The 26,670-nt window shown below is 47.4% G+C and carries 18 protein-coding genes; 7 read left to right on the plus strand and 11 right to left on the minus strand.

Annotated features, from left to right (window positions below):
- Positions 1 to 117 precede the first annotated feature (117 nt).
- Entirely contained in the window at positions 118 to 2,163 is a 2,046-nt protein-coding gene (locus tag MIC7113_RS33010) for a protein kinase domain-containing protein (protein WP_015180791.1), read from the plus strand.
- 237 nt (positions 2,164 to 2,400) lie between these two features.
- On the opposite strand, the gene MIC7113_RS03470 is transcribed toward MIC7113_RS33010, so the two are convergent.
- Positions 2,401 to 2,712, minus strand: a complete 312-nt coding sequence (locus MIC7113_RS03470) for a hypothetical protein (RefSeq protein ID WP_155897917.1) — start codon at positions 2,710 to 2,712, stop codon at positions 2,401 to 2,403.
- A 263-nt stretch (positions 2,713 to 2,975) separates the two neighbouring features.
- Here MIC7113_RS03470 and MIC7113_RS03475 point away from each other — a divergent pair, with 263 nt between their 5' ends.
- Positions 2,976 to 3,707, plus strand: coding sequence for a L,D-transpeptidase (locus MIC7113_RS03475; protein WP_015180793.1), 732 nt, complete (start codon positions 2,976 to 2,978; stop codon positions 3,705 to 3,707).
- 269 nt (positions 3,708 to 3,976) lie between these two features.
- On the plus strand, positions 3,977 to 6,154 hold the full coding sequence (locus MIC7113_RS33015; RefSeq protein ID WP_015180794.1) for a protein kinase domain-containing protein: 2,178 nt from the start codon (positions 3,977 to 3,979) through the stop codon (positions 6,152 to 6,154).
- Positions 6,155 to 6,274: 120 nt separating this feature from the next.
- Here the strand turns inward: MIC7113_RS33015 and MIC7113_RS03485 are convergent, their stop codons facing one another.
- Positions 6,275 to 6,529, minus strand: coding sequence for a hypothetical protein (locus MIC7113_RS03485; RefSeq protein WP_015180795.1), 255 nt, complete (start codon positions 6,527 to 6,529; stop codon positions 6,275 to 6,277).
- A gap of 83 nt (positions 6,530 to 6,612) precedes the next feature.
- Positions 6,613 to 7,791: a M20 family metallopeptidase gene (locus MIC7113_RS03490; protein ID WP_015180796.1), complete on the minus strand. Its 1,179-nt coding sequence runs from the start codon at positions 7,789 to 7,791 to the stop codon at positions 6,613 to 6,615.
- 280 nt (positions 7,792 to 8,071) lie between these two features.
- Here MIC7113_RS03490 and MIC7113_RS03495 point away from each other — a divergent pair, with 280 nt between their 5' ends.
- Complete coding sequence (locus tag MIC7113_RS03495) at positions 8,072 to 8,434, plus strand: hypothetical protein (protein ID WP_015180797.1); 363 nt, start codon at positions 8,072 to 8,074, stop codon at positions 8,432 to 8,434.
- Positions 8,435 to 8,735: 301 nt separating this feature from the next.
- On the opposite strand, the gene MIC7113_RS03500 is transcribed toward MIC7113_RS03495, so the two are convergent.
- Positions 8,736 to 9,194 carry a hypothetical protein gene (locus tag MIC7113_RS03500; RefSeq protein ID WP_015180798.1) on the minus strand — a complete coding sequence of 153 codons (459 nt, stop codon included), beginning with the start codon at positions 9,192 to 9,194 and terminating at the stop codon, positions 8,736 to 8,738.
- Positions 9,195 to 9,559: 365 nt separating this feature from the next.
- Here MIC7113_RS03500 and MIC7113_RS03505 point away from each other — a divergent pair, with 365 nt between their 5' ends.
- A complete protein-coding gene (locus MIC7113_RS03505; RefSeq protein ID WP_015180799.1) occupies positions 9,560 to 10,321 on the plus strand; it encodes a class I SAM-dependent methyltransferase in 762 nt (253 codons plus the stop codon).
- A 23-nt stretch (positions 10,322 to 10,344) separates the two neighbouring features.
- On the opposite strand, the gene MIC7113_RS03510 is transcribed toward MIC7113_RS03505, so the two are convergent.
- Positions 10,345 to 12,192, minus strand: a complete 1,848-nt coding sequence (locus MIC7113_RS03510) for an ABC transporter ATP-binding protein (protein WP_015180800.1) — start codon at positions 12,190 to 12,192, stop codon at positions 10,345 to 10,347.
- Positions 12,193 to 12,338: 146 nt separating this feature from the next.
- Here MIC7113_RS03510 and MIC7113_RS03515 point away from each other — a divergent pair, with 146 nt between their 5' ends.
- Positions 12,339 to 13,274, plus strand: a complete 936-nt coding sequence (locus MIC7113_RS03515; RefSeq protein WP_155897918.1) for an ion channel — start codon at positions 12,339 to 12,341, stop codon at positions 13,272 to 13,274.
- Between the two features lie 18 nt (positions 13,275 to 13,292).
- Here MIC7113_RS03515 and uvsE read toward each other — a convergent pair whose 3' ends face one another.
- The 6 genes from uvsE to MIC7113_RS03545 all read right to left on the minus strand — a co-directional run bounded on the left by uvsE (position 13,293) and on the right by MIC7113_RS03545 (position 23,164).
- On the minus strand, positions 13,293 to 14,219 hold the full coding sequence (uvsE, locus tag MIC7113_RS03520; protein ID WP_015180802.1) for a UV DNA damage repair endonuclease UvsE: 927 nt from the start codon (positions 14,217 to 14,219) through the stop codon (positions 13,293 to 13,295).
- Positions 14,220 to 14,329: 110 nt separating this feature from the next.
- Positions 14,330 to 15,775, minus strand: a complete 1,446-nt coding sequence (locus tag MIC7113_RS03525) for a hybrid sensor histidine kinase/response regulator (protein WP_015180803.1) — start codon at positions 15,773 to 15,775, stop codon at positions 14,330 to 14,332.
- The gene (locus MIC7113_RS33020) at positions 15,772 to 19,794 is read right to left on the minus strand and encodes a response regulator (protein ID WP_015180804.1); all 4,023 of its coding nucleotides are present in this window, start codon (positions 19,792 to 19,794) and stop codon (positions 15,772 to 15,774) included. Before MIC7113_RS33020 ends, MIC7113_RS03525 begins: the two co-directional genes overlap by 4 nt.
- 220 nt (positions 19,795 to 20,014) lie before the next feature.
- Positions 20,015 to 21,853, minus strand: coding sequence for an ATP-dependent zinc metalloprotease FtsH3 (gene ftsH3 / locus MIC7113_RS03535; protein WP_015180805.1), 1,839 nt, complete (start codon positions 21,851 to 21,853; stop codon positions 20,015 to 20,017).
- 222 nt (positions 21,854 to 22,075) lie between these two features.
- Positions 22,076 to 22,876: an aminotransferase class IV gene (locus MIC7113_RS03540; RefSeq protein WP_015180806.1), complete on the minus strand. Its 801-nt coding sequence runs from the start codon at positions 22,874 to 22,876 to the stop codon at positions 22,076 to 22,078.
- A gap of 81 nt (positions 22,877 to 22,957) precedes the next feature.
- Complete coding sequence (locus tag MIC7113_RS03545; protein WP_015180807.1) at positions 22,958 to 23,164, minus strand: hypothetical protein; 207 nt, start codon at positions 23,162 to 23,164, stop codon at positions 22,958 to 22,960.
- 502 nt (positions 23,165 to 23,666) lie between these two features.
- Between MIC7113_RS03545 and MIC7113_RS03550 the strand changes: the two genes are divergently transcribed.
- Entirely contained in the window at positions 23,667 to 26,591 is a 2,925-nt protein-coding gene (locus MIC7113_RS03550; RefSeq protein WP_015180808.1) for a SpoIIE family protein phosphatase, read from the plus strand.
- Positions 26,592 to 26,670 lie beyond the last annotated feature (79 nt).

The raw sequence follows: 26,670 nt of genomic DNA on the forward strand, positions 1-26,670 counted from the left end.
AGACCCCCAGGGGAATAGGTGCATCCTAATTTAACCAATCTAGTTCCTGGGGTATTGGTGAAATGAAGTTTACAGGCGTGCGTGAGCTATATCCTTGCAAATTTGGGATGCACCTGAATGAACCTTTTACGTATGTTTCAGCCGACCGATCCAGATCGACCCCTGGGCGGACGCTACAAAGTCATTAGTCAATTGGCCGCCGGTGGGTTTGGTCAAACCTTTGTCGCACACGATTTGCACATGCCGGGTCAACCCCAATGTGTAGTCAAACAGCTCAAGCCTCAAGTCAGTGATGTCGAGAGCCTGCAAACAGCAAGACGCCTGTTCGATACGGAAGCTCAAGTTCTCTATAATCTGGGCAATCACGACCAAATTCCCCGCTTATTAGCTCACTTTGAAGATAATCAAGAATTCTATCTAGCCCAGCAATTAATTGAGGGCAATCCACTCACCGAGGAACTCGCATCAGGTCAGCCTTGGTCGGAAGCTAAAGTGATCGCCCTGCTGCAAGATCTCTTAAACGTCCTATCGTTTGTCCATCAACAGCAGGTGATCCACCGTGACATCAAGCCATCCAATCTCATCCGCCGCCGACGAGATGGCAGAATCGTCCTCATTGACTTTGGGGCTGTCAAGCAAGTCAGCACCCAGATGATCAATTCCAAAACGGGACGAACCAATATGACGATTTCCATTGGCACTCACGGTTACATGCCAAAGGAACAATTACTGGGAAATCCCCGGTTTAGCAGTGATGTCTACGCCGTCGGCATGATTGGCATTCAGGCGTTAACGGGTGTTCACCCCAGGCTCCTACCCGAAGATGGGAATACAGGTGAAGTGGTGTGGCATGACCGCATCCAACAGGTGAGTCCTGAATTCGTCTCTATTCTTGACAGGATGGTGCGCTATGAATTTCGCGCTCGTTACGTGTCAGCGATCGATGCTTTACAAGCATTGCGGAGTTTACCCGCCCATTTGTTGGAATCGGTGCCTCTCCCCCAACCGCTACCAGAAGCTTCGGGCGCAGTCCCTGGATTGGAACGGCAAGCTCCTGCCACAGCTACTGGGGCGACAGTACCGATTAGGGGCGTCGCGCCAAGTCCTACCCCTCCCACAGTACCCAATGCCGCGCCAACCTCAGAACACTCCACTCCTACCATTGCCGCTGGCACCGAACCTTTCCCCCAGCCCACTACCCCCACGTCAGGCTCTCAACACTCCACTCCTACCATTGCCGCTGGCACCGAACCTTTCCCCCAGCCCACTCCCCCCACGTCAGGTTCTCAACACTCAGAACCCACTGTTGCTACTGGCCCCAAGCCGTTATCCCCGCCTGTCGCCAGATCAAAACCAACCGCGACTTTGCCAGGAAGCGGACAGCAATCTCCCAATCAGCTTTTGCCGATTATGGGTGGCGTTGTCGCGCTGGGTGCCAGTTTGTGGGTGGTTAAGGGTTTGTTATTTCCTCAAACGCCTCAAACCACTACTCCAGGAAATAGTGTTGCTGCTGTTAGTGGAAATAAAAGCGCCGATCCTCAACAGGCAACAGAACTCTTGAGTCAAGCCGATCGCCTGCGGGAAGCTGAAAATTATCAGGAAGCGATCGCGACTTACGAAAAAGCGATCGCACTCAATGCCAATGAGGCAAAAGCTCATTGGGGACTGTGCTACAGCCTTAACCAGATGCTCAAGCCACAAGATGCAATTGCGGCTTGCGATCAAGCACTTGCCCTTAACCCCGACTACCCAGAAGCGCTGTGGAGCAAAGGTAACGCCCTTCACCAAGAACAGAACTACCAGGAAGAACTCAAACTCTACGAGAAAGCGCTGCAACTTAAGCCCGATTTTGCAGACGCTTGGAATAATCAGGGAGTCGCCCTCTTGAAATTGAATCGCTTCGATGAGGCATTTGCGGCTTTGGACAAAGCGACTCAACTCAAGCCCAAGGGGGCAGATGCCTGGGCCAACCGGGGTAATGCTCTCTTCGGACTTAGGCGCTATGATGAGGCGTTTGCCTCACTCGAAAAGGCCATCGAAATTGACCCTAATCACACAAATGCTAATAATTTGTTACAGAAAGCACGACGAGAACTTGGTCGCTATGACGACAATCAAGAAAAGGAAACAGGTAAAAGCAAGAAAGAAAAAGGTAAACAATAAATAGATAAAACCTTAAATTTTGGTTTTTATGAGGGTGACCCTATTATATGCAGGCGTACTATTTCTGTTTGTGAAAATGGATATAACTTTCTGAGTATGTCCAAAAAATAATCCCTCTACTGACTTATTCAATTCATCAGAAAGGGATTAAGCACTTCATTTACTCATAATCATAACGAAGCGACGGTTGCTCCAATCTCTTTAAGAAATGGACTTTCCCGTCGCATTTTTGTAATATTACCCAAGCGCTCTTATCGGTCTAATTACCCTCACGGTCGTTGCCACACCCCGCGAATTGACTCTTACGGCAATTCGAGAGCCGGCTCTCAAACCCAGGCGATTAATGACTCGCCGACTAATGGTGATGTTTCTGGTTTGACCATTCGACTGGGCAAACTCTACTGTTTGACCGTTAATGCTATTGATAGATCCGGCAAGCTCTCCTGCCTGAGTTGCTTGACTGATCAAGAATTTAGGTGACTTTGCATCATCTAAATTGATAGCGTTGGCTGGATGCGCTGACACTGCCGAAATCAAAAGTGGCAGCATTAGACCAGTGAATACTGTCTTGGTATGAATCCGCACGTTCTCCTCACTTTAAAGCGTCGATAATCAGACACCAACCTAACAACGGTATTCAAGGTTGGCAAGGTTTTTCTTGTAAAAAAACATTCTGAGAAAACCTATACATTATTAATACAATTAAGAACAAAAACATCCGGAAAAAAATAATGCAATTCTGGAGAAATGGTTATAGGGTAGCTATAAAACCTTGATTTTTGTAAATATTCTTTCGCCAAAAATATTGAGCGATGCTGAGACAGAAATTCCAAGTTGCAGGTTTCATGTTGCTCGGCTTGAGTGGAATGATTTTTCTGCTTATTCGTCAGCCCCAAACAACGACACCCATCGCGGTGAAAGACACGGCGAAAATCAGCCAGCCTCAGCCGCCAGCAAAGACACCCATCGTTGCCAAAAAGACGGTGCCAACCAACCCACCTCAGTCGCCAGCAAAGACACCCATCGTTGCCAAAAAGACGGTGCCAACCAACCCACCTCAGTCCCTAAAGCCTTATGGGAAACAAAAACCGCCTGCTTCTAAAAAGTCATCGGTAAAGCGTCCCTCTCAGGTGATCGATCCAAAAAGTCTGAGTAAGGGTACTCACTTGGTGATTAAACTAGGCGATCGCCGAGTCTATGTCTATAAGAACAAAAAGTTGAAAATCAGTTACCCGATCGGCATTGGCAAAGCGGGATGGGAAACCCCCACAGGTAACTATAAAGTGATGGATATGCAGCCCCATCCCATTTGGGAGGAGCCTTGGACAGGTAAAGTTATCTTGGAAGGCCCTGATAATCCATTAGGAGCCAGGTGGATCGGTTTTTGGACGGATGGACGTAACTCCATTGGCTTTCATGGCACTCCTGCCGAAAAGTTGGTGGGACAGGCAGTTTCCCACGGCTGCATCCGGATGCGTAATCGAGATGTTGTTGCCTTGTACGAGCAAGTCAAACTGGGTACACCCGTCACGGTGAAGCCTTAAAAAAATTGGGTGAAGTTTGAGTTCCTCAGATTTTTAGATGTCATCACGGCTTCAAAGGGCGATCGCTTCAATTTTCCAACGTCCGTAGCCTAAACTAAAAACACGGGTTGGCATCTAATTAATCGATTTAAACGTCTCAAACCTAAGCGGCTATGTATATTAAGCTGAGGTAACTAATACCTGAAACGCTGTCAGGGTTCATAAGTCCTGTGAAAATCTGAAACGCTTTACTCGCTTGATTTGGACTGGCTGAGAGTAGAACAATCGAAATGAAAGCTTTATTTAAACGAACAAACCCAGATCAGCCCTTAGGCGGACGCTACAAAATTATTGGCGAACTAGGGGCGGGTGGATTCGGTCAAACCTTTTTGGCACAAGACCTGCATCTGCCCGATCATCCTCAATGTGTCGTCAAACAGCTAAAGCCCCAAGTTAGTGATGCTGAAAGTTTTCAAACAGCAACACGCCTGTTTGATGTAGAAGCGAGAGTCCTCTACCAGTTGGGCAACCACGACCAAATTCCCCGCTTGTTGGCACACTTTGAAGAAAATCAGGAGTTCTATCTCGCCCAGGAATTAATTGATGGGGAACCCCTGACTCAGGAGATGAAGGGAGGACAGCCTTGGTCGGAAACTCAGGTGATTGCCTTTTTGCAAGACCTCCTGCCGATTTTGACCTTTGTCCACGAGCAAAACGTGATTCACCGCGACCTCAAGCCTTCCAATCTGATGCGTCGCCGACAGGATGGCAAAATTGTCCTAATTGACTTTGGGGCGGTCAAGCAAGTCAGCACACAAATTGTTAATCCTCAAACGGGGCAGACAAGAACGATTTCCATTGGCACTCAAGGTTATACCCCCAAAGAACAATTGGGCGGAAATCCCCGCTTTAGCAGCGATATTTACTCGGCTGGCATTATTGCGATTCAGATGTTGACAGGGATTCATCCCAGGAACTTGGCTGAAGACGACCAGACGGGGGAAATTAGCTGGCGCGATCGCGCCCCTCATGTCAGCGCTGAACTCGCGGAGTTTCTTGACCGCATGGTGCGTTATGACTTCCGTGCCCGTTATCCCACAGCGGCAGAAGCACTTGTGGCACTGCGGAATCTATCAACATCAAGAACACAATTTGGCCCGATTTCCCCGCCCTTCTCGGAAGATTTAGGAGAACTGCCGACGCAAAAACGGCAATCCTCAGCCAATAGTCACGAATCCACAGGTTCTGGTTTAGGGCAAGCCCCCACAAACCCCTTCCCGCCGCCCCAAACAATGGAATCCACGGGGTCTGGTTATGAGCAATCGGCGACGAATTTTTTGGCACCCTCAGCAGCATCCTCTCACTCCCAAACACCAAGCACCCACACAGACCCTACAGTTCCTGTGGGTAAATTCCCTTGCCCTGAGCACTCATCCGTCAGTGCAGTACCCACTGCCGTTGCCCCCCAAAAAGGAGGCCAGAGACGACTGCTCATTCCTTTGTCGATTCTGGCTGTTTTAGGGACTGTGGGGGCGACGTTCTTGATGACGAAAACCTTCTTATCCCCGCAATTTGCCAATCAAACCATTGACCGTCGTGAGGTACCTGGGGTTAGTTCTAATCCAAGTTCTGGCGAATCGTCTGTGTCGCCCACAGAGGCCAGTTCACCCACGGCAAGTCCCAGCGAGACGCCGGATGAAACGCCTGCATCACCAACAGTGGCTAGTTCACCCACGGCAAGTTCTGAGGCAACCGCCAGCCCAACCTCTACAGCCCCTTCTCCTACTGCTTCACCTGTTGCCACCCCAACCTCTCCGACTCCCAGCGCCGCACCGTCCGCCCCAAAATCAGCACCCGCCTCAGTGCCGACGACGGTTAAATCTGCTCCTTCTCCGGCAGCCCCTCAGGTGGGAGAATTTGTGAAGCAAGCCGATCGCGCACGGGAAGCCGGACAGTTCCAGAAAGCGATCGAATTATATGACCAAGCGATCGCCCTCAATCCTAAACTGGCAGAAGCGCACTGGGGACGCTGCTATAGCCTGAATTCCGTGCAACAACCAGATGATGCGATCGCAGCTTGCAATCAAGCCCTCGCTATCAACCCTAACTACCCAGAAGCCCTGTGGAGCAAAGGTAGCGCCCTCGACCAAAAGCAGCGCTTCAATGAGTCGCTCAAACTCTACCAACAGGCGACGGCGGTCAAACCCAATTTTGCGGAAGCCTGGAATAACCAGGGCGTGTCACTCTTAGCACTCGATCGCATTACCGAGGCAGTTACCGCCTTTGATAAAGCCACAGCACTCAAGCCCGGTTTTGCCAATGCCTGGGGGAATCGGGGTGCCGCCCTCTGGAAACTCGGACGATTTGATGATGCGATCGTTTCTATGGACAAAGCCCTACAAATTCAACCGAATAACCCAGACATCATCAACCTGCGCCAGCAGGCACGGGAAAAGCTAGGGCGTTAGGGCAAGGCAGTGGTTGAGTCATTCAATTCCCCTGCCACTATAGCGAAGCTTAGTGGCAGTAACTTTTCAGTTATTTCAGATGGAATGTCCTGCCACAGAGAGCATCCCAAATGTGCAAGATTAAAGAATAGTTTCTGTTTCTGGCGCAACAATCTCGCCTTCAGTTTTAATTAGGGCGTCTTGTTCTGTAATTAAATCGGTGAGTTCATTAAATGTAACGCCCATATCATCGCAAGCTTGCTTCAGTTCTTGACTGAACCTGTGAAGATTATCGCCATAACCACACTGCATGGCCGCCGTTTCAATTCCCTGCTTAGCATTAGCTCTCGCACAATCAACTAATTCCAATCCTTGAAGGGGAGTAGAGGATGCCATATCTACAGATTTTTCCTGTGTTCGAGACAATCCTAGATTAGTCGAAACACGACCGAGGCTAATCTGTCAGTAGGTAGAACATCCTAACGGCGTTTTTGCCAATATTGGTAAATTGTGTAGGCCATAGTGACAACACCCGTCACGATCGCAGACTCATTCACTTCAAATTCAGGGTGATGCAGTGGGTAGTTGGGTTTATCCGGGAACCCCACACCTAGGCGAAACATAGTACCAGGGGCATTTTCTAGATAGATGGAAAAGTCTTCAGCACCCATTGATGGTTCGGGCAAAATTTGCACCCGTTCGCTTCCCCACGCTTCTTTGGCTGACTCCTCCAATAATTGAGTTAAAGCCAAGTCATTTTGTACCGAAGGCACTCCCCGGCGGTAATTAATTTCGTAACGAGCACCGTACATGTTGCAGACATTCGCGACAATCTTTTCCACCCACTGCGGTAAATCGGCATGAGTGTCAGGATGGAGCGATCGCACTGTTCCCGCCAATCGTACTTGGTCGGCAATCACATTCGGTGCCCTTCCACCACTAATCTGTCCAATTGTCAAGACTATTGGTCGCAACGGATTCTGGGTGCGGCTAATCGCTTGCTGAAGCGTGGTAATCACCTGCGAGGCAATCCAAATCGCATCAACAGCCTCATGGGGACGAGCACCATGACCGGATTCTCCCATAATAAAAATTTCTAAATCATCCGCTGCCGCTGTCAATGCCCCATAACGAATTCCTAATGAACCACCGGGAATGGAGGGGAATACATGAACGCTAAAAATTGCACTCACATCATTCATCGCCCCATCTTGCACCATCCAATTGGCACCTTGGGCAATTTCCTCCGCCGGTTGGAATAAAAAGCGGGTATTACCGGGTAACATTTCGCCCAACTGGGACAGCACCATTGCTGTGCCTAACCCAACTGTCGTGTGCACATCATGACCGCAGGCGTGCATAATTCCTGGCTTGCGGGACGCGAATTCGAGACAGGTGCGTTCGGTAATGGGTAGCGCGTCCATATCTGTGCGGATTGCCACCAAGCGGTCATCCGTACCACCCACCAATTCGCCAATCACCCCGGTTTTACCGATCGCCTCTTGCACAACGATACCGCAGGAAGACAGCACACCCGCCACATAAGCGGCTGTCTGCTGTTCCTGTCCACTCAGTTCAGGGTGGGAGTGGAGATGACGCCGGATTTCAATCAGGCGCGGTGCTAATTTTTCAGCTAAGTCTTTAATACGAGAAAGCATGGGGTTGTTCTTCCTGCGACTGCATCTGGACTTACGCACCTAATCTCAATGTAGGCGTCGAGATGTACCCTACTCATCCTGGGGATATCGAGTGGTCAATTTGACGTAAGTCCTATTTATAAAATCTTCTACAGTATTATCCAGATTTCTAGAATGATCATGCTCTGTGAGGATAAGCCTCTGAGTTAAGCATGATCTTTTACAGGGTAATCCTTTCTGAATAGCATTCACTCCTTCGGTAAAGTGGTTAAGGGTATTTTAATCACGTTCGCTAAACTCTATGAACCAAGACAAGCCAAACCGTATTGACCAACCTGAAGGCAGCCAGAATTTATACCGCCGTCCTTCTCGCCCTACTCGCCCAGAACCCAAGCCGATTCAGGTACTCGACAGCGCAACGAACCAGGCGGGAGAGGTGTTTAACGCGGGAGACATGATTCAAGTCACTTCGCCTTGGGGGAGTAAAGCGAAAGCAGAAATTACGGATTTTTATCAAGATACGGAGGGCAAGGCTTGGGCGCACTATACCCCCAACGAATCCCGGGAAGGCTGGGATTGGGAAGGTGGATGCATCTTGGCATCGCTACTCGTGAAAGCGGCTGAAGCACCTTCAGAATCAACATCTGTGCCACTTCCTGAGTAATATTGCTGAGAAAACCAAAGAAATTGTAAAGAAAACGAGCGAAATGAACAAATTCCTGATAAAAATTAACTTAAGTTCAAATGGAGTCAGCCTTATAAAGACTCTAAACATAAATCACTCTGATTAATATTTGTTGGGAAACAGCCCCTGTTTTTAGGGGCTGAATTTTTATTTTGTATCCTATGAAAATAGCTCTCTTAAACCAGCGTTAATCTATGGTCTCTTGATGTCAGGCTTTATCAGTTCGTCTTTCCAGCAAGGTAGATTTTGCTTGTAAATGTATCGATCTAAAGGAATATTACTACGCAACTCCTGTGAATTTTTCTTCAAAGAAGGTAGTGATGCGTTTTGGCTCAAACTGGTAAAAGTCTTCGAGAAGTCCAGCAGTACAATAGGTGTGATATCGATCAATCAAAGACATCAAACCCTCCTGCACAACCTCGATATGATATAGCGTCGCGTTGTACTCATCGGTCAAGGCAGCTAGATCCAGTTGGATGGTGTCTAAATTGAGTTCTCGATGCATTTGCTTCAGCTTTGATAAGCGCCGTCTAAAGGCGGCAAGAAGCTTTTCTTGGGGGACATGATTAATGGATGCTTCCAAGTGCGCGGATGCTAGTTGCAGGTTGCAACTCTGGCAAGCTTGCCTTGCTTGTAGGCAGGCGACTTTACTATCTAGGACTTGTGCGCGACAGTTTTGTAGTACCCAAGTTAGGTTAGCAAGTTGTTGGTGAGCTTCAAAGGATAAAGGTGAAAACATGGGATGCCATCTTCTCCAAGTAATTGCGTGGATTAAATCGGTTCTACTTAATGAATCAACGGGGTTGAAGAGTATTCCGTACATTCAGACATAATGAATCCGATCACCTACTCTTGTATCCTCAGGAAGATTGATATTCTCAGGAGGAATCTTTATTGGCAATGCCTAAATCCTACTTAGGATAGACAACCCTATTCACCGTTATTGCTTAAGAGAGGTGAATGGAAAAAGTACAGAGATAGAATTTTCGCATCAAACACCTTTTTGAGCAAGCCAACCTAACGGCTTCACCTTGAACCCAAAAACTCTAACACTTCCTTAAAGTCACTTTAAGTGATATTATTAACCAGGTTATCTAAAAGCTCTTGTTGTTAGAAAATCAAGTCATCCATAACGAGTACTACAAAGAAGACCTCGCGTTTATTCATGATGTTGGTTTTGCGGACTATGCGCTCAAGTCTGCTCCTGGTCTATTGGAAATCCTCAAACAAAACCAAATCGGCGAGGGCTTAGTCGTAGATTTAGGTTGCGGAAGCGGATTATGGGCGCTAGAACTCACCAAAGCTCATTATCAGGTTCTCGGAGTTGATCTCTCTAAGTCGTTGATTGCCATTGCACGTCAGAGAGTGCCAGAGGCTGAGTTTCGCATCGGTTCCTTATTCCAGGCTGATATTCCACCCTGTAATGCGGTGACATCGATTGGCGAATGCCTCAACTACCTTTTTGACTCAAACAACAATCATCAAACGCTAATTCAGTTATTTAGTGGCATTTATCGCGCCTTAACGCCTGGGGGTGTCTTCATTTTCGATATGGCAGAACCGGGACAGGTTCTACAGGAAACCCCAACCCAAGGATTTACTGAAGGAGATGATTGGATAGTACTGGTGGAAAAAGCGGAGAATCGAGAGCAAAAAACCTTAACCCGTCGAATTATCACCTTTCGCAAGGTTGGAGGACACTACAGACGGGATGATGAAGTACACCATTTGCAGTTATACGATGCAACCGAGGTGGCACAAGAATTGAGTGCAATCGGCTTCCAAGTTCAGATGATGCCTAGTTATGGTCATTACTCTTTGCCCAAAGCACACACGGCGTTTATTGCCCGGAAACCCACAAAATAGAGTCCGTCTCTTGATTTTCCTCCTTACTGATATCCTGCGGCTTGAAGTGAGAACAACCTCGCGTAACGTCCTTCGAGTTGCAATAACTTCTCATGGGTTCCCTGTTCAATAATTTCTCCCCCAGCCATCACCACAATCGTGTCAGCCATCCGCACTGTCGAGAAACGGTGAGAAATTAACACCACCATTTGATTTTGGGTAATGGTGCGGAAATGGTTAAAAATTCGCACCTCAGCCTCCGCATCCATCGCTGCTGTGGGTTCATCCAGAACTAAGATGTCTGCACCTGTCCGCATAAACGCACGAGATAAGGCGATTTTCTGCCATTGCCCTCCGGAGAGTTCCTGTCCTCCCTTGAACCATCGACCCAACTGAGTGCCAAAACCCTCTGGCAACAATTCAATAAACGGTTTAGCCATCCCTTTGTCGGAGGCATCTTCCCAACGTTCTGCATCTTCTAAGTGGTTGACATCCCCCACACCTACGTTTTCACCAACTGTAAAGTGGTAACGCACGAAATCCTGAAAAATCACACCAATTCTTTGGCGCAGTACCTCAATATCCCACTCTTGCAAATCCAAACCATCCAGGAGAATTTGTCCCGAATCTGGGGTATATAACCGGGTTAACAGCTTAATCAGAGTGGTCTTGCCCGAACCATTTTCACCCACGATCGCTAATTTCTCACCCGGTTTAAGATGAAGTGAGACGTTTCTCAGGGCGGGTTTGGTAATTCCTGGATAGGTGAAGGAAACATCGATAAAGCGCATTCCATCCCCCGGAATTAAACCCTGACGCGCCTTTCCCCTGGGTTTAGGTACATTCTGCTCCAAAAATTCGTAGAGATTGGAGAGATACAGATTATCTTCATACATGCCGCCAATCGACGTTAAGGCACCCGCAAAGGTGGATTGTCCTTGCCGGAACACGGTGAGGTACATGGTCATATCCCCCAAGGAAATGCGACCCCAGATGGTTTCCAGCACAATCCAAGCGTAAGCGGCGTAAAAGGTTGCCGTACTCAGCAAGCCCAAAAGGTAACCCGAAATTCCTCGACGGATGGTGAGGTCGCGGTCTTCGTCGTAAAGGCGATGAAAGATATCACGATAACGTTGTAGCATTGTGGAGCCAAGTTGGTAAAGCTGAACCTCCTTGGCATAGTCTTCGCGGGCAATTAAGGTTTCTAAATAATGCTGCTGTCGGGTTTCCGGCGATCGCCAACGGAACAGGCGAAACGCTTCCCCAGCAAAGCGAGTTTCGGCAATGAAGGGAGGAACCGCCGCGACAACCAAGACTAATACCGCCCAAAATGAGAAATTCAGCAGTAAACCGCCATACGTCACTAAGGAAAGGGCAGACTGAATCAGTCCAAAGGTTCGCATCACCAAGGAAAGAGGACGATGGGATGCTTCATGGCGTGCCTGAGTGATTTTGTCATAAAACTCAGAGTTCTCGAAGTGGGTGAGGTCGAGAGTCAGTGCTTTTTCCAAAATCAAAACATTCACCCGTTGTCCCAGCAAGACTCGCAGCAGGGATTGGCAGACGGTGAGTCCTCGTTGGGTTGCCGCTAGTGCCATAACGGCGATCGCTTCTAACCCCACATACCTTAAAGCCATCCAACGCTGGGTTTGTGCCCCTGACTGCGAAGCCAAAACGACGCTATCTACAATTAACTTACCCACGTAGGCGATCGCACCAGGTAACAAACCGGCTACTAAGGTTAGAATCGCCAGCACAATGGTTAGGGTATGGCTCGTTGTCCAGACTAATTCTAATGCTCGTCCACTGTAGCGGAAGACGGAGAGGGATTGACGCAACCCCCTTGTAGGAACTCTCAAGTTCTCTAGAGATTGTTTTCTTGGTCTACTCATTCTATTGGTATAACAAATTCATGCTCTTGAGAGAGTGGGAGAGATGGGGAGCGGGGGAGATGGGGAGATGGGGAGATGGGGCGCGGGGGAGTGGGGAGAGAGGAAAAAGTCTGCTATTTTTGACTGCAACTGGGTATGAGACAAAAATGGATAAAAAGCCTCGACCGCTTCGCCCTGCCCTATCGGGGCAATCGCTCCTCCCCACGCGCCGAGAAAACCGCAAGAAACGGTTCGATATTGTGAGTAATCGCCGCTTTGATGTTAAAAGAATTGGTGTATCGCACTCTCATTGGCGCGACCCTTACCATTTGCTGCTCACCCTTGATTGGCCTCAGTTCTTTTTGCTGACGGTGGTTTCCTATCTCGCCACTAATACCCTGTTTGCTCTGTTGTACCTGGCAGGAGGCGATTGTATTAAGAATGCTCGTCCTGGATCGTTCTTGGATGCCTTTTTTTTCAGCGTTCAGACGATGGCGACGATCGGCTACGGGGCGATGTATCCCAGCACAGACTACGCCAATCTATTAGTTACCCTGGAAGCGCTAATCGGTTTGTTGGGCGTAGCGATGACTACTGGACTGATGTTTGCTCGTTTCTCCCGTCCTACAGCTAGAGTTCTCTTCAGTCGTGTAGCTGTGATTGCACCCCATAATGGGTTGCCCACTCTAATGTTACGGGTTGCCAATGAGCGGCGTAACCAGATTCTCGAAGCTCAAATCGGGTTAAGTTTACTACGGGATGAAGTCACGACGGAGGGTATTTTCATCCGTCGCTTCTACGACCTCAAACTGCTTCGGAGTCAAACAAGAACCTTTGCTCTGAGTTGGATCGTCATGCATGTGATTGATGAAAATAGCCCTTTGTATGGGATGACACCAGAGTTACTCGAAGAGGCAAAAACGGATATTATTGCCACCCTGACCGGTATTGATGAAACCGTTTCACAAACGGTTCACGCTCGTCACTATTACATAACGGACGAAATTTTGTGGAATATGCATTTTGTGGATATTTTCTCGCACAAACCAGATGGGCGGCGCGTACTCGATTTAACCCGCTTTCATGATGTGACGCCGATTTAGAGCCAGTTTGGCTTAACATCAGTTCATGGGTTGCAGGACTGGGGTGAGGGTGGGTAACCACTCTTGTCGCAACTTAGCGATCGCGTCTTCTTTGTGTTTCGCTTCAATCTCAATCCATGGCGCATGGCGATAGGAAGTCGGCATCACCGTAATCAAGTCGCTATGGTTGCGGTCATTAAATGCCTCGCGTCCGTTGGAGATATGCACCATCTGCCATTCAGGCATCGACCAAGTGCTTCGTGCACTGTGCAGCATCTGGGCAACGCTGGGATGATCGTAACTATCTAAACCTTCATGAATCACATGGTGGTGGGCGTCAAAAACCATAGGCACCCCAGCTTGGCGACAAACAGCTAAAATTTCTTCAGCGCTGTAGGCATATTCGTCGTTTTCCAATGCAAGTCGGGAGCGAATCGCCTCTGGTAAGTTACGGATGACTTGGACTAATGTGGAGGAGCGATCGCTTTTCCCCCCATGAATTTCTATCGTCGCCCAAGGCGATCGCGGTTGCCCTAGCTTATCCATAATCATGGCGTGCATTTGCAGAATTTTGATGCTATTGGCAACGACTTCTGGCTTATCCGAACTGAGAACAACGAACTGATCAGGATGCACGACAATGCGGATACCTGCTGTCAGCGCACGTTGACCCGTTTGCAGAAGTTCTGCATTCAATTCATTGAGAATTTTTTCCCCTAATTCAGTATCAGCGAAGGGAAAAAGACTAGAGGTAATTCGATAAAGTCGGAGTTCATGATTGAGGCAAAAATCGATGGCTTGATTCAAGCTTTGGAGATTTTTAGCATACAAATTCCGCAGAATTTCGGCTTGTTCTGTTTCTGACAACTGTAATAAACGCTTGCGGGTAACCGTGGAATAACGCACCTCTTTGGATACAGTGATACACACTAACCCCAGTTGAGGAATGATGCTCGTCGAACTCATTATTTTCTCTTCATATTCCCTACTATTTTAGGAATAACAAACAATTTCTGGTTAGGACACCCACCGCAAGAGGGAACTCTCCCTCAAAATTAGCAGACATAGATGATTAATTAATGACCCTCACTTAGGAGATACTCTTGTGCGATCGGAATCTCTACGATAAATTCTGTCCCTTCTCCAGGAGCAGAAATACAGCGGATTTGACCCTGATGTTTTTCTACCACAACTTGGTAACAAATCGCTAACCCCAAACCCGTGCCACTGCCGACAGCCTTGGTGGTAAAAAACGGGTCAAAGATTTGCTTTTGCACGTTTTCGCTCATACCAGAACCGTTGTCAGCAATCCGAATCACAACATATTGGGTATATTTATCCTTGTCTTTTGAGAGATTCTCTTTTTCCCTATCTTCCTTCCACTCCCCAGTTCCCACCTCAGTGCTGATGGTAATTCGGCGGGGAGGCGGTTGGTTTTCTAGGGCATCAATGGCGTTTGAAAGCAAATGCATAAACACCTGATTGAGCTGACTCACATAACAGGTTACTTTAGGCAATTGACCATACTCTTTAATCACCTCAATTTCCGGACAACTGACTCTATGGCTATAGCTTTCTGCCCTGAATCGGTACTGCAAAATCTCTAACGTATGGTTGATACCCTCATGAATATCCACGGGTTTTAGATCGGATTTATTCAAGCGGGAGAAGTTTTGCAGCGATAAGACAATCTCTTGAATCCGTTCCGCCCCTACTTGCATCGAATTTATCATTTTTTGCCAATCTTCTTTTAAAAACTGTAAATCTAGCTCAGCAATAATCTCCTGAATTTCAGGTGTTGAATTAGGGTAAGCCTTTTGATAAAGTTCAACCAGTTTACTGAGGTCTTGAAAATATTGACGAGCGATAAACAGATTGCTGTAAATAAAGCCAACTGGGTTGTTAATTTCGTGGGCAACACCTGCCACCATTTGCCCCAGACTTGACATTTTTTCGGATTGAATTAATTGGGATTGGGTGCGTCTTAATTCGCTCAAAGTTAGTTCGAGGGCTTGCGACTTTTCTCGTTCTCGTGCTTCCGATTGTCGCAGAGCGTTCTCCACTTGCTGGCGTTCACAAATTTCCTGTTGCAGGCGTATATTTTGGTCACTCAGTTGCTTAGAAAACCAACGCAAGGTCAACTGATTCTTGACACGGGCCAAAACTTCTTCACATTGGAATGGCTTGGTGATGTAGTCTACACCTCCAACTTCAAAAGCTCTGACTTTATCCCACACATCATCGAGCGCACTGATAAAAATTACCGGAATTTGCGAAGTTCTTGGGTCGGCTTTCAGCTTTTCACAAACCTCATAACCATTCATTTGGGGCATATTAATATCGAGTAAAATCAGGTCGGGCGAAGCTACCGAAACCACTCTCAAGGCTAGCGGCCCACTCATAACTTTCCGCACTTTATACCCTTGTTCACTCAACATGGTAGAAAGAAGGCGCAGGTTGTCGGGTGTATCGTCAACAACAAGGAGGTCTGCCAAAGGAACTAATGCCGAGTTGCTATTCATGGCTTAGTGGGTTCGGTCAAATTGATGATTTGTTCGAGCATAAAGTTATCGACCAAGGCTCTCAATGCTCGACGCAAAGAGTCATATTCTAAAGGTATTTGCTCAATGAGCTGTTTCATCAATTCGTCATCCGCGTAGAGTGCAGCTTGATGGAGCTCGGTGACCCAAGATACAGGCATGACCGTTAAAGCCTTAGGTGCCATCGGCTGAAGTGGAGTTGGTGACTGGCATAAGTTGGGTGTTCCCTGCTGTTCATAGACGTAGCGCACTCCCAAGTGATGAGCAATCTTTTCTAAAAGTACCTCTCGCTGAAAAGGTTTAGGTAAAAAGTCGTCACACCCAGCTTTTAAGATGGCTTCTTGCTGCTCTTCAAAAGCATTAGCCGTTAGAGCAATAATGACTGTTTTTTGGCCTTTGGGGGTTTGTTTAATGTGTTGGGTTGCCTCATACCCGTCCATGATTGGCATGATTACATCCATCCAAATCAGATGGGGTGACCAACTCTCCCACAAGGCAACCCCTTCCTGTCCATTGGTTGCCGTGCGGACTTCAAACCCTAAGGGTTCAAGTATCTTAACCAGCAGTTTGCGATTGACAGCACCATCCTCAACAATCAAGAGGCGATAGGACGGTTGGTTTGGCTCTAAACCCATCACCTGCCGTTTACCGGATACGGGTTTTTCATCCGCCGTTGTGGCTAAGCCAATCTGGATATCAAATCTAAAAATGGCTCCTTGACCGGGGGTACTAATAACCGTTATTTCTCCCCCCATCAGGCGCACAAATTGTTGGCTAATCGGTAGACCTAATCCCGTACCTTCCATAGACTGGCGACCGGTTGCGCTTTGCACGAAGGGATCAAATAAGCTACTGAGTTCTTCAAGGGAAATTCCAGGGCCGGTGTCTTCAACGGCAAACCACAGGCGGGTATGGGGGAGAGGGCATTGTGAGAGAGGAAACATCCCTGCCTGGTTTCCTGTTGATCCCATGCCTACACGCAGTGTGACACGACCCGCGTGAGTAAATTTAATCGCGTTTCCCAAGAGGTTAATCAAGGTTTGACGTAATTTACTGTCATCGGTTTGGATGTATCGGGGGACATCGGAGGCTCGTTCAAAGATGAGTTTCAGACCTTTTGATGTTGCTTTGAATCCTAGCATTTCTTCTAAAGAGTCAAGCAGGCGATACAAGTCAAAGCAATTTTGATTCAACGTGACTTGACCGGCCTCGATTTGGGACATTGACAAAATGTCATTGATTAGCTCTAGTAAATGCTCTCCACTGCGATTAATAATTCCCAAGTATTCTTTATGTTCTGGGGTCATTGACTCGTCACGAGCCATCACCTGAGTAAAACCAAGGATAGCGTTGAGGGGAGTACGCAGTTCATGACTCATTTTGGAGAGAAAGTGGCTTTTGGCACGGTTGGCAGATTCTGCCTCAAGTTTAGCTTTCTCTAAAGCATGATTTTGCAGCGCTAGTTCTTGACGCTGTTGTTTTTCCTGTTCTAAAAGATTCGCTTGGGCGATAGCAATTCCTAGTTGTGCGGCTACCGATTCAATGAAATTAATTTCTTCTGAAGTCCAATGGCGGAAGGAATCATACTGATGCAAACCAATCGCCCCATTGGGTTTTCCTTGATAAGAAGTCCGAACGGCTAGCATGGATTTGAGACTTAATTTCTGGCATAGGGGTAAAGCGCCTTTTAACAGTGGCTCGGTGTAGATATTATCAGAGGCAATAGCTTGGTCTTGGGCTAACATCGCTTGTACATGGGGATTGCCAATCACTGGAATTTCTAGATTCAGCAGCGAAACTAATCCGGGTGGCTTGTACTCTGCTACTAAAGGAATCAGGGGAGTTGGGTACTCGATGTAAGTATGAATTAGGCAACGATTCACGCCAAAGGCTTCACCAATTTGGATGGCAGCCGTCTGAAACACTTGCTTAGAATTCAAGCTAGAGCGGATTTCTTGAGTAATTCTTTCTTGCAACAACACTCGTTGGATATGCCGTTCTAGAGTGGTTTTAGCGGCCTGAAGTTCCAGTTCTGTGGCTTTGCGATCGCTCACATCAATCACTAAACCATGCCAAAGTATCTCTCCATCACCACACCGTTCGGGTTGAGCCGCGCCTCGAATCCATTTGAGCCTTCCAGAGGGTGTAATGATTCGCCCTTCCCATACCCAAGGTTCTAAGGTTTGGGCGCTGGTTTCAATCGATTCAAAGAGGCTGGCTACGTCATCTGGATGAGTGAGTTCAAAGCCTAGTGCAGGATTCTCTAAAATCTGCTTTGGCTCCAATTCATTAATGTGTCTGCAACCGGAACTTACATAAGTAAAACGATAGGAACCATCTGGATAACGCAGAAATTCATAGAGCATTCCGGGTACATTGGCGGCTAAGTTTTGGATACGAGCTTCACTTTGCTGCAAGGCGATTTCAATGGCTTTGCGATCGCTAATATCCGCCGCCGTACCGAGAATCTGCGTCGGCTTCCCGTCAGTGTTTCTGGCAAATACCGTCTCTCGTGCCAACAGCCAACGCCAGTCACCGTGCTTGTATCTCATCCGATACTCAAACTCTAAAATTTCGCCATCTTTAGCAGACTCAAATCGTTGAAAATGTTCCGGAATTTCCACGAAATCCTCCGGATGCATCAGGGTTTGCAAGAGTGCCGTTCCCATCTGCTGCACTTGTTCAGGGGTATAGCCCAGAATCGTGTAAACTTCTCGATTAATAAAAAAGTTGCGCTGTTCGATTAGGTCATAAACATAGACAATATTGGGATTTGCGTCCGTGATGGCAGAGAGCCAATGTTGACTTTCTTGCAGTTTGGCTTCGACTTGCTTGCGTTGGGTGATGTCGCTTAGGGAACCAATGCACTCCAAGGGATTTCCCTCCTCGTCGCGCACTAATTTGATCACATCCAACAACCAACGGTAAGTGCCATCTTTGTGTAAAAAGCGGTATTCGGCAGAGTGCTGTCCCCGTTCAAATAGCTGTGGGAGTTCGGCAAAAACGCCTTCTCTGTCGTCTGGATGAATATGCGTCACCCAAAAACTGGCATCCTCTAAAAATTCCTGGGCTTCGTAACCCAGAACCAGATTAACATTCTCACTGACAAAGGTAGAACTGTAGTCGTCAGGCTTGCAGCTATAAATAATTGCTGGGCTAGAAGAGAGTAAATATTCTAGACGTTTTTGAGCGATCAACAAAGCATCAGCCGCCTGCTTTTGCTCGGTAATATCCCGAAAGGTTACCGCGAAGCCATCACCCAACTTAACCGCAACATGGACAAACCAAGCCTTGATGCCGTCATAGTCATAATAGAATTCCTGCTCTTGGGGTATACCGGTTTCAACGACACTGACATACCGCTCAAATAAGCCTGCCTCACAATTTCCCGGTAGTTCCACGAGTAGTTGCTTTCCTAGCAAATCCTGAGGGGTTCGCCCCGTCATTTTTTCGGTAACCGGATTGGCCAAAATCCACTTAAAATCGACAATTTCCCCTCTACTATCCCGCATCGCCTCAAATACCATCACCCCATCCTGGGATGTATTTAAAATACCCGTGAGTAAAGATTGGGATTGTTGAAGTTTTTGATTTTGTAATTCAAGTTGCACAGAGAGTCTGCGGATTTTCAGTTGATTCTCAATCCGGGCTAACACTTCTTCTTGCTGGAAGGGTTTTGTAATATAATCAACCGCACCAACTTTTAATCCTTTAATCTTATCCAGGGACTCAGACAGAGCAGTCATAAAAATCACTGGAATATCTTGGGTTTCGGCCGTTGCTTTCAGACGCCGACAAGTTTCAAACCCATCGAGTCCAGGTAACATTACATCTAACAAGATTAAGTCTGGTGCTACCTTTTTTAGCTTGGTAATAGCACTTTCCCCACTCTGTGCCACCAGAACTTTAAAGCCAGACTCTTGCAAGAAGCTAAACAGCATCTTGAGATTCGTCGGTTGGTCATCAACAATCAAGATGGTGCTGGGATTGGCAGTTAACATTGTTATGATTTAGAAATATATTGTTCAACACGACGCCTAAGCAGTTCTGGATTTTCGGTAATCGGTAATCGGTAAATCCCTAATAATGACCTATTACCAATCACCAATGTTGACAAAAAAGGGTAGCGTACATCTACGCTACCCTGAGAGTTATTGCAATGACAAAATTAAGAACTAAGCTAAACCAGGAACCCTACTTTTAAGTCCCTCTCACGCCTCCTTAGGCAATGGCAGCGATCTTAACGTCGTTATTGGCTAAAAGTTCTTGCAGTTCATCGGAATCTACTGTTTCTTTCTCAATCAACATTCCGGCTAATTTGTCAAGAATATGCTTGTTGCCGAGTAAGACATTCTTAGCGCGTTCGTAGGCTTCATCCACCAGCCTACGCACTTCTTCATCAATGGTCGCCGCTGTTGTATCCGAGAAATCTCGGTCTGAGGCAATCTCCCGACCTAAGAACATATTGCCATTCTGGCGTCCTAGAGCAACAGGGCCTAAGCGATCGCTCATGCCAAAGCGAGTCACCATTTGCCGTGCGACGCGAGTCACTTGTTGCAAGTCGTTGGAAGCACCGGTGGTGACTTCTTCTTCACCGAAGATAATCTCTTCAGCCAGACGACCGCCCAAAGCCACTGCCATTTGATTTTGCAGGTAAGAACGGGAGTATAAACCCGTATCCATCCGGTCTTCACTGGGTGTGAACCAAGTCAAACCACCAGCACGACCGCGAGGGATAATGCTAATCTTCTGCACGGGGTCATAATCCGGCATCAAGGCACCCACCAACGCGTGACCGGCTTCGTGATAGGCAACCAGCGTCTTGCGCTTCTCGCTCATCACGCGGTCTTTCTTCTCTGGTCCTGCCAACACGCGATCAATCGCATCGTTCACCTCATCCATAGAGATTTCCGTGAGGTTGCGACGTGCTGCCAAAATTGCCGCTTCATTCAACAGGTTGGATAAATCTGCACCGGTGAACCCAGGAGTCCGACGGGCAATTTTCTCCAAGTCCACATCCTTCGCCAGTGTCTTACCACGAGCATGAACTCTGAGAATTTCCAAACGTCCCGCATAATCCGGACGATCAACAACCACCTGACGGTCAAATCGACCGGGACGCAATAAAGCGGCATCCAAAACATCTGGGCGGTTGGTCGCAGCAATAATAATGATGCCTGTATTGCCCTCAAAACCATCCATCTCGGTCAGCAACTGGTTGAGGGTTTGCTCCCGTTCATCGTTACCGCCGCCTAAACCCGCTCCCCGTTGACGCCCTACGGCATCAATTTCATCGATGAACACGATACAAGGCGCATTGGTCTTCGCTTGCTCGAACAAGTCACGCACGCGAGAGGCACCGACGCCCACGAACATCTCAACGAACTCGGAACCAGAGATGGAGAAGAAGGGCACGCCCGCTTCACCGGCAACGGCACGAGCGAGGAGGGTTTTACCCGTTCCCGGAGGGCCAACCAACAGCACGCCTTTAGGAATTTTGGCTCCCACCGCCGTGAAGCGATCGGCATTTTTCAGGAAGTCTACAACTTCATTGAGTTCCAGCTTGGCTTGGTCAATCCCTGCGACATCGCCAAAAGTCACCTGAGTTTGAGGCTCCATTTGCACTCTCGCTCTGGATTTGCCAAAGTTCATCGCCTGAGAACCGGGGCCATTCTGAGCGCGGCGCAGCAAGAAAAACAATCCAACCAGCAGAAGCACTGGGAAGAATAGGCTGCTTAATGCTCTAAACCAAAAGCTTTCATCACTCTGGGGCAGAACCGAAATATCATCAACTTTTTCAGCGAGGATGCTAATGAGCTGAGGGTCATTGGGCAAGTTGACCAAGACTTGTTTGCCGTCTTGAGCGGTGACGAGTGCTCTGGTGCGATCGGCGCTGAGTTTAACGGTCTCAATTTTGCCGTCTTGAACTTCCTGTATCAGCCGACTATACTTCCAAGTCTCCCGACTTTGGGAGGGTTTCTCTAAAAATGCTGTCCCTAATGCAATGACTACGATTGCTAATAGCGCGTATAGCCCTGCGTTTCTCCACTTCTTATTCACTACTTACTTACCTCCTAAGGCTTAGGATGTCGGAACGTCGAATGGGTTTCTTAATATTAACTAATGTTAACGTCTCTCAGGATTAGTTGGCGAAATTGTATTCACAATTGCCTTTTAATCTTCTAATCGCCTTCTTTATGGTAATATGTCTGACTTCAGACTGTGGAACAAAGGGGGTCTGGAGTTCGCTTAAAAGTAATGTCTTCATCCCTAGGGTAGATGTTAGTGGTGTTGTTGCCACAAACTTCGCAATGACTCCAGCATCGGGTGAAAGGCTTCGTAGGTGAGAGACTGGGAGGAAGTCAGGACAGTGTGAATGGGAATCACTTGTACAACACTGTTGGTGTAGGCGATCGCTTCAAACTGCAACACCCGTTCCTGATCCCAGGGGGCTTCTTGAACGGGATAATCTTGTGTTTTCAACCAGTCCATGAGTTGCGATCGCACCACGCCCGGTAAGATACCCACTTCTAAGGGTGGCGTCCACCAACATCCCTCTTGCCAGCCCCAAAGATTGCCCGTACTCGTCTCTAACCAACTTCCTGTAGCATCCACTAAAATCGCCTCAGCCGCCCCCTGCTGCCGTGCCGCTTGTCCAGCCAGCCAAGCGGAGAGATAGTTCCCTGTTTTATGAGCTGCAAGCGATCGCTGATACTCAGGGGCAAATGCCCCCCATGCGGTAATGCCTTGCTGTTGGCGTTGTGCCAAGTCAGAAGGGAGAGAACGCCCGGTAATCCACTCCCGCCCATCGGGGAAAATGGTGATTCTGAGTACTGGATAGGATTCACTTAATTGATTTGCCCCATGGCATAAGCGCTCCCAGTCCGGTTGTTGCCAACCGAAGGTTTGTAAACTGGAGGTGAGGCGATCGCAATGACTCCTCCAATGGGTCAGGGGATGATGCAACGACTGCTGATAAACACGCAGTGTTGTAAAAACTGTCGCACCATAAAGTAAGCCAGGGTTATCAATGGTGAGTTCCAGCCTACTGCCACCAATGAGCTGACCATCATACCAAAACAACGTTTTATCCTGTTAGATCGCTTTCGTTTATAGAATCATTATTCATCGTTGCTCCCCCGCTCCCCAGCTCCCTGGGTGTACTCAGGCGCTATTGATAGCCGCCAATTGGCTGCGATTATCGCGATCGCAAATCACATTCATTTTTACTTGTTCCTGTGGCTGTAACTGGTGATAAATTTCCATAAACTCCTGATAGGAGTAATCTTCCATCAAGGCATACATCTCACCTAAAGTTTGAGCATAGAGCATAGCCTGCTTGAGTGGTGCGATTGCTTCGTTCTGATTCATCTTAAGTTCAGCAAATCCAGGAGGCAGATCGTACTACTCCTTGGCGTGTTTATCGATAAATCTTTCATACTTCTTAAGAAGTATCCCTTGATTCAGCTCATTGATTCCGTTAATGTTATTTTCTCATCAAACTTTTTTAAAGATTCACAAGATGCACAGACAAATCAATAAACAATCATATCTAGGATGAGATTAATTGCCGGATACTCCAGGAAACTCTGTAGCTGAGTCGCTATCGCCTCAGGGTCATCAATATATAGAACCAGAGGATAGAAAAAATCCAATTGACTCAATGATTAGGAGACTTCTTCCGACATCAACGGCATCTACCGATTTACCAAAGGTCATTTTGTATCAACCCGGTGGCCTGTGCAAGCTAAAGGCTACTGAACTATCGACCAATCGTTAGTCCAGTAGCTGGAGTACCAGCGTTGTCAATCTCTCCATGCAATCCCGGACTCAATGGGTTTCAACAATGTTTGGAAGGCTGACTAATACTTCTATGAAAAATCATGTTTTTCCCTATGTCGCTGCTTCATTAACCGCCGCGAGCATTCTGGCCTTGACTTGGGTAATTAATCACTCAGAACAAGACCGCTTTCACCAGCGTAATCGCGCCGATGTCCTCAATCAACTGAGTGCCGTAAGAGCTCGTCTCGAAGGCAAGTTAAATCAGCGACTTTTTCTGTCACGGGGTTTAGTCGCTTACATCTCTACCATCAATCCGGACATTGACCGTGAAAAATTTGACAACCTGTCCAAAGTCATCGTGGCACAGCAAACGGGTATCCGTGGCGTAGCCCTGTATAAAAATACAGTCGTTACTTATATGTATCCTTTAGCGGGCTGGGAAAAAGCGATCGGGTTTGACCCGATGACGATTCCAGCCGAACGAGAAGCCATTAAACGGGCAATTAGAACCAAACAAAGTATATTTGCCGGACCCATTAACCTAGTGCCGACGGGTGTGGGATTCGTGAGTCGTACTCCCATTTTTCTGACTCCCCCCAATGCGGCAGCCGAAAGTGGTCGATTTTGGGGAATGGTGGGCATCATCATCGACCGGGATACTTTGTTTAAAGAGGCAGGGTTGATCGATTCTCAGGCCAACCTCCAATATGCGATCCGAGGCAAAGATGGATTAGGAGTGGCTGGAGAAGTCTTTTTCGGGGATGGCAAAATTTTTCAGCAACAGCCAGAAACATCCGAGGTGACTCTACCCAATGGTTCATGGCAGTTAGCTGCCGTTCCAATCGGCGGATGGCCGAAAAGTGCCCCCACCTCCCAGTGGTTTTGGTTAGGGGGTGGGTTGCTGGCGTTCTTGGCGGGAGGCTTGGTGTTCATTTTAGTCAGTGCTCCGGCGCAATTGCGAAAAGCTGTGGAACGAGCAACCGCTGCACTCAGGGAGAGTGAGGAAGCGCTGTTGCAGGCGAATGCTGACTTGCAACGCTTGGACAAACTCAAAGATGAGTTTTTAGCGAATACATCTCATGAACTGCGTACTCCCCTGAATGGGATTATTGGCATCGCTGAGTCCCTAATGGATGGGGTTACAGGCTCACTGCCACCAGCCACTCGTTTCAATCTCAGCCTCATCGTTTCCAGTGGTCGGCGTCTTGCGACCTTGGTCAATGATATTCTGGATTTTTCTAAACTGAAGCACGAAACCATTGAGTTGCAACTCAAGCCAGTGGAAATGCGATCGCTGGCAGAAGTTGTTCTGACGCTCTGCCAGCCGCTGATTGGACAAAAAAATTTGCAGTTAATTAATCATATTTCCCCAGATCTGCCAGCGGTGAGTGCGGATGAAAATCGTATGCAACAAATTCTGCATAACTTAGTCGGTAATGCAATTAAATTTACCGACAGTGGCACGGTGGAAATTTCAGCCGAATTAATAGGGCAAGGAAATCCTAATCCCCAAATGGCGATTACTATCTCTGATACAGGAATCGGCATTCCTGAGGATAAATATGACCGCATTTTTGAATCCTTTGAACAAGCCGATGGAACAACTGCCCGTCAGTACGGCGGTACGGGGTTAGGGTTAGCAATTACCAAAACTTTGGTGGAATTACATGGGGGAAAAATTGGGGTTGAATCTACTGTTGGAGTTGGGTCACGGTTTACGTTTACCCTCCCTTTAGCAGAACAGTTGAGTGCCAAACCAGAGGAAGGATTGAAGGTTGGCAAACTGAGAATTGAAAGTTCCCCAGAGTTGAACGTTGAGAGTTCCTCACAGCCTGCTCATTTGCCACCGACTAACCTGCAACCTGTAATTTTTGATGGCTCGAAGATTAACATCCTAATTGTAGATGACGAACCTGTGAATCGTCAGGTATTTGCTAATTATTTAGCTTTGCACAATTATGGCATCAACCAAGCCAGCAACGGTCTAGAAGCTTTAGCTTTGCTTGAAAGGGGTTTGAAACCAGATTTGGTTTTACTCGATGTGATGATGCCACGATTGACGGGTTATGAAGTCACGCGGAAAATTCGTGAAACTTGGCAAGCGAATGAATTACCAGTTTTGCTCCTGAGTGCCAAAAATCAAGTGTCAGACTTGGTCGTTGGATTAGAGGTGGGGGCAAATGATTATTTAACTAAACCGATTTCTAAAGATGAACTTCTAGCTCGGATAAAAACCCACTTAAATATCCAAAAACTTAAAGCGGAAAATCTACGTCTGGCGGCTGAATTGGACATCACACGCCAACTTCAGCAAATGCTATTACCCAGAGAACGGGAACTGGGAACCATTGCTGGCTTAGACATTGCTGGCTTTATGGAACCTGCCGAGGAGGTTGGGGGTGACTACTATGACGTACTCAAGTACAATGGCAGCCTTAAAATTGGCATCGGAGATGTGACCGGACATGGTTTGGAAAGTGGAGTATTAATGATTATGGTGCAAACGGCTGTAAGGACTTTGTTGTGCAACAACGAAACCGACCCAACTCAATTCTTAAGCACTGTGAACCGGACGATTTATGATAACGTACAGCGGATGAATTCTGATAAAAACCTCAGCCTTTCCTTACTGGATTACCAACAGGGTCAATTATGTTTAAGCGGACAGCATGAAGAGATGATTGTGGTGCGTGCTGACGGCTCTTTGGAGCGGGTCGATACAATTGATTTAGGTTTTCCCATTGGTCTGGAGGAAGACATTGCTGATTTCATATCCCACACTCAGGTGCAACTTCACCCAGGAGATGTGGTTGTCCTCTATACTGACGGGATTACGGAAGCGGAGAATTTAGGGGGAGAACAATACGGAATTGAAAGACTGTGTGCAGTAGTTAGAGATAATAGGCAACAAAATGCTGAACAAATCAAGCAGATAGTGCTAGAGAATGTGCGCTCACATATCGGTAAACAAAAAGTTTATGATGACATCACTTTGCTGGTACTTAAACAAAAGTAGTCATTTTTTTAAAAGGGATGACATTGATACGTTGATGCGTTGATTTGCTCTAATCTCAAACATTTAATCTTCAACTTTC

Source organism: Allocoleopsis franciscana PCC 7113, assembly GCF_000317515.1.
In the GTDB taxonomy this organism is placed as follows: domain Bacteria; phylum Cyanobacteriota; class Cyanobacteriia; order Cyanobacteriales; family Coleofasciculaceae; genus Allocoleopsis; species Allocoleopsis franciscana.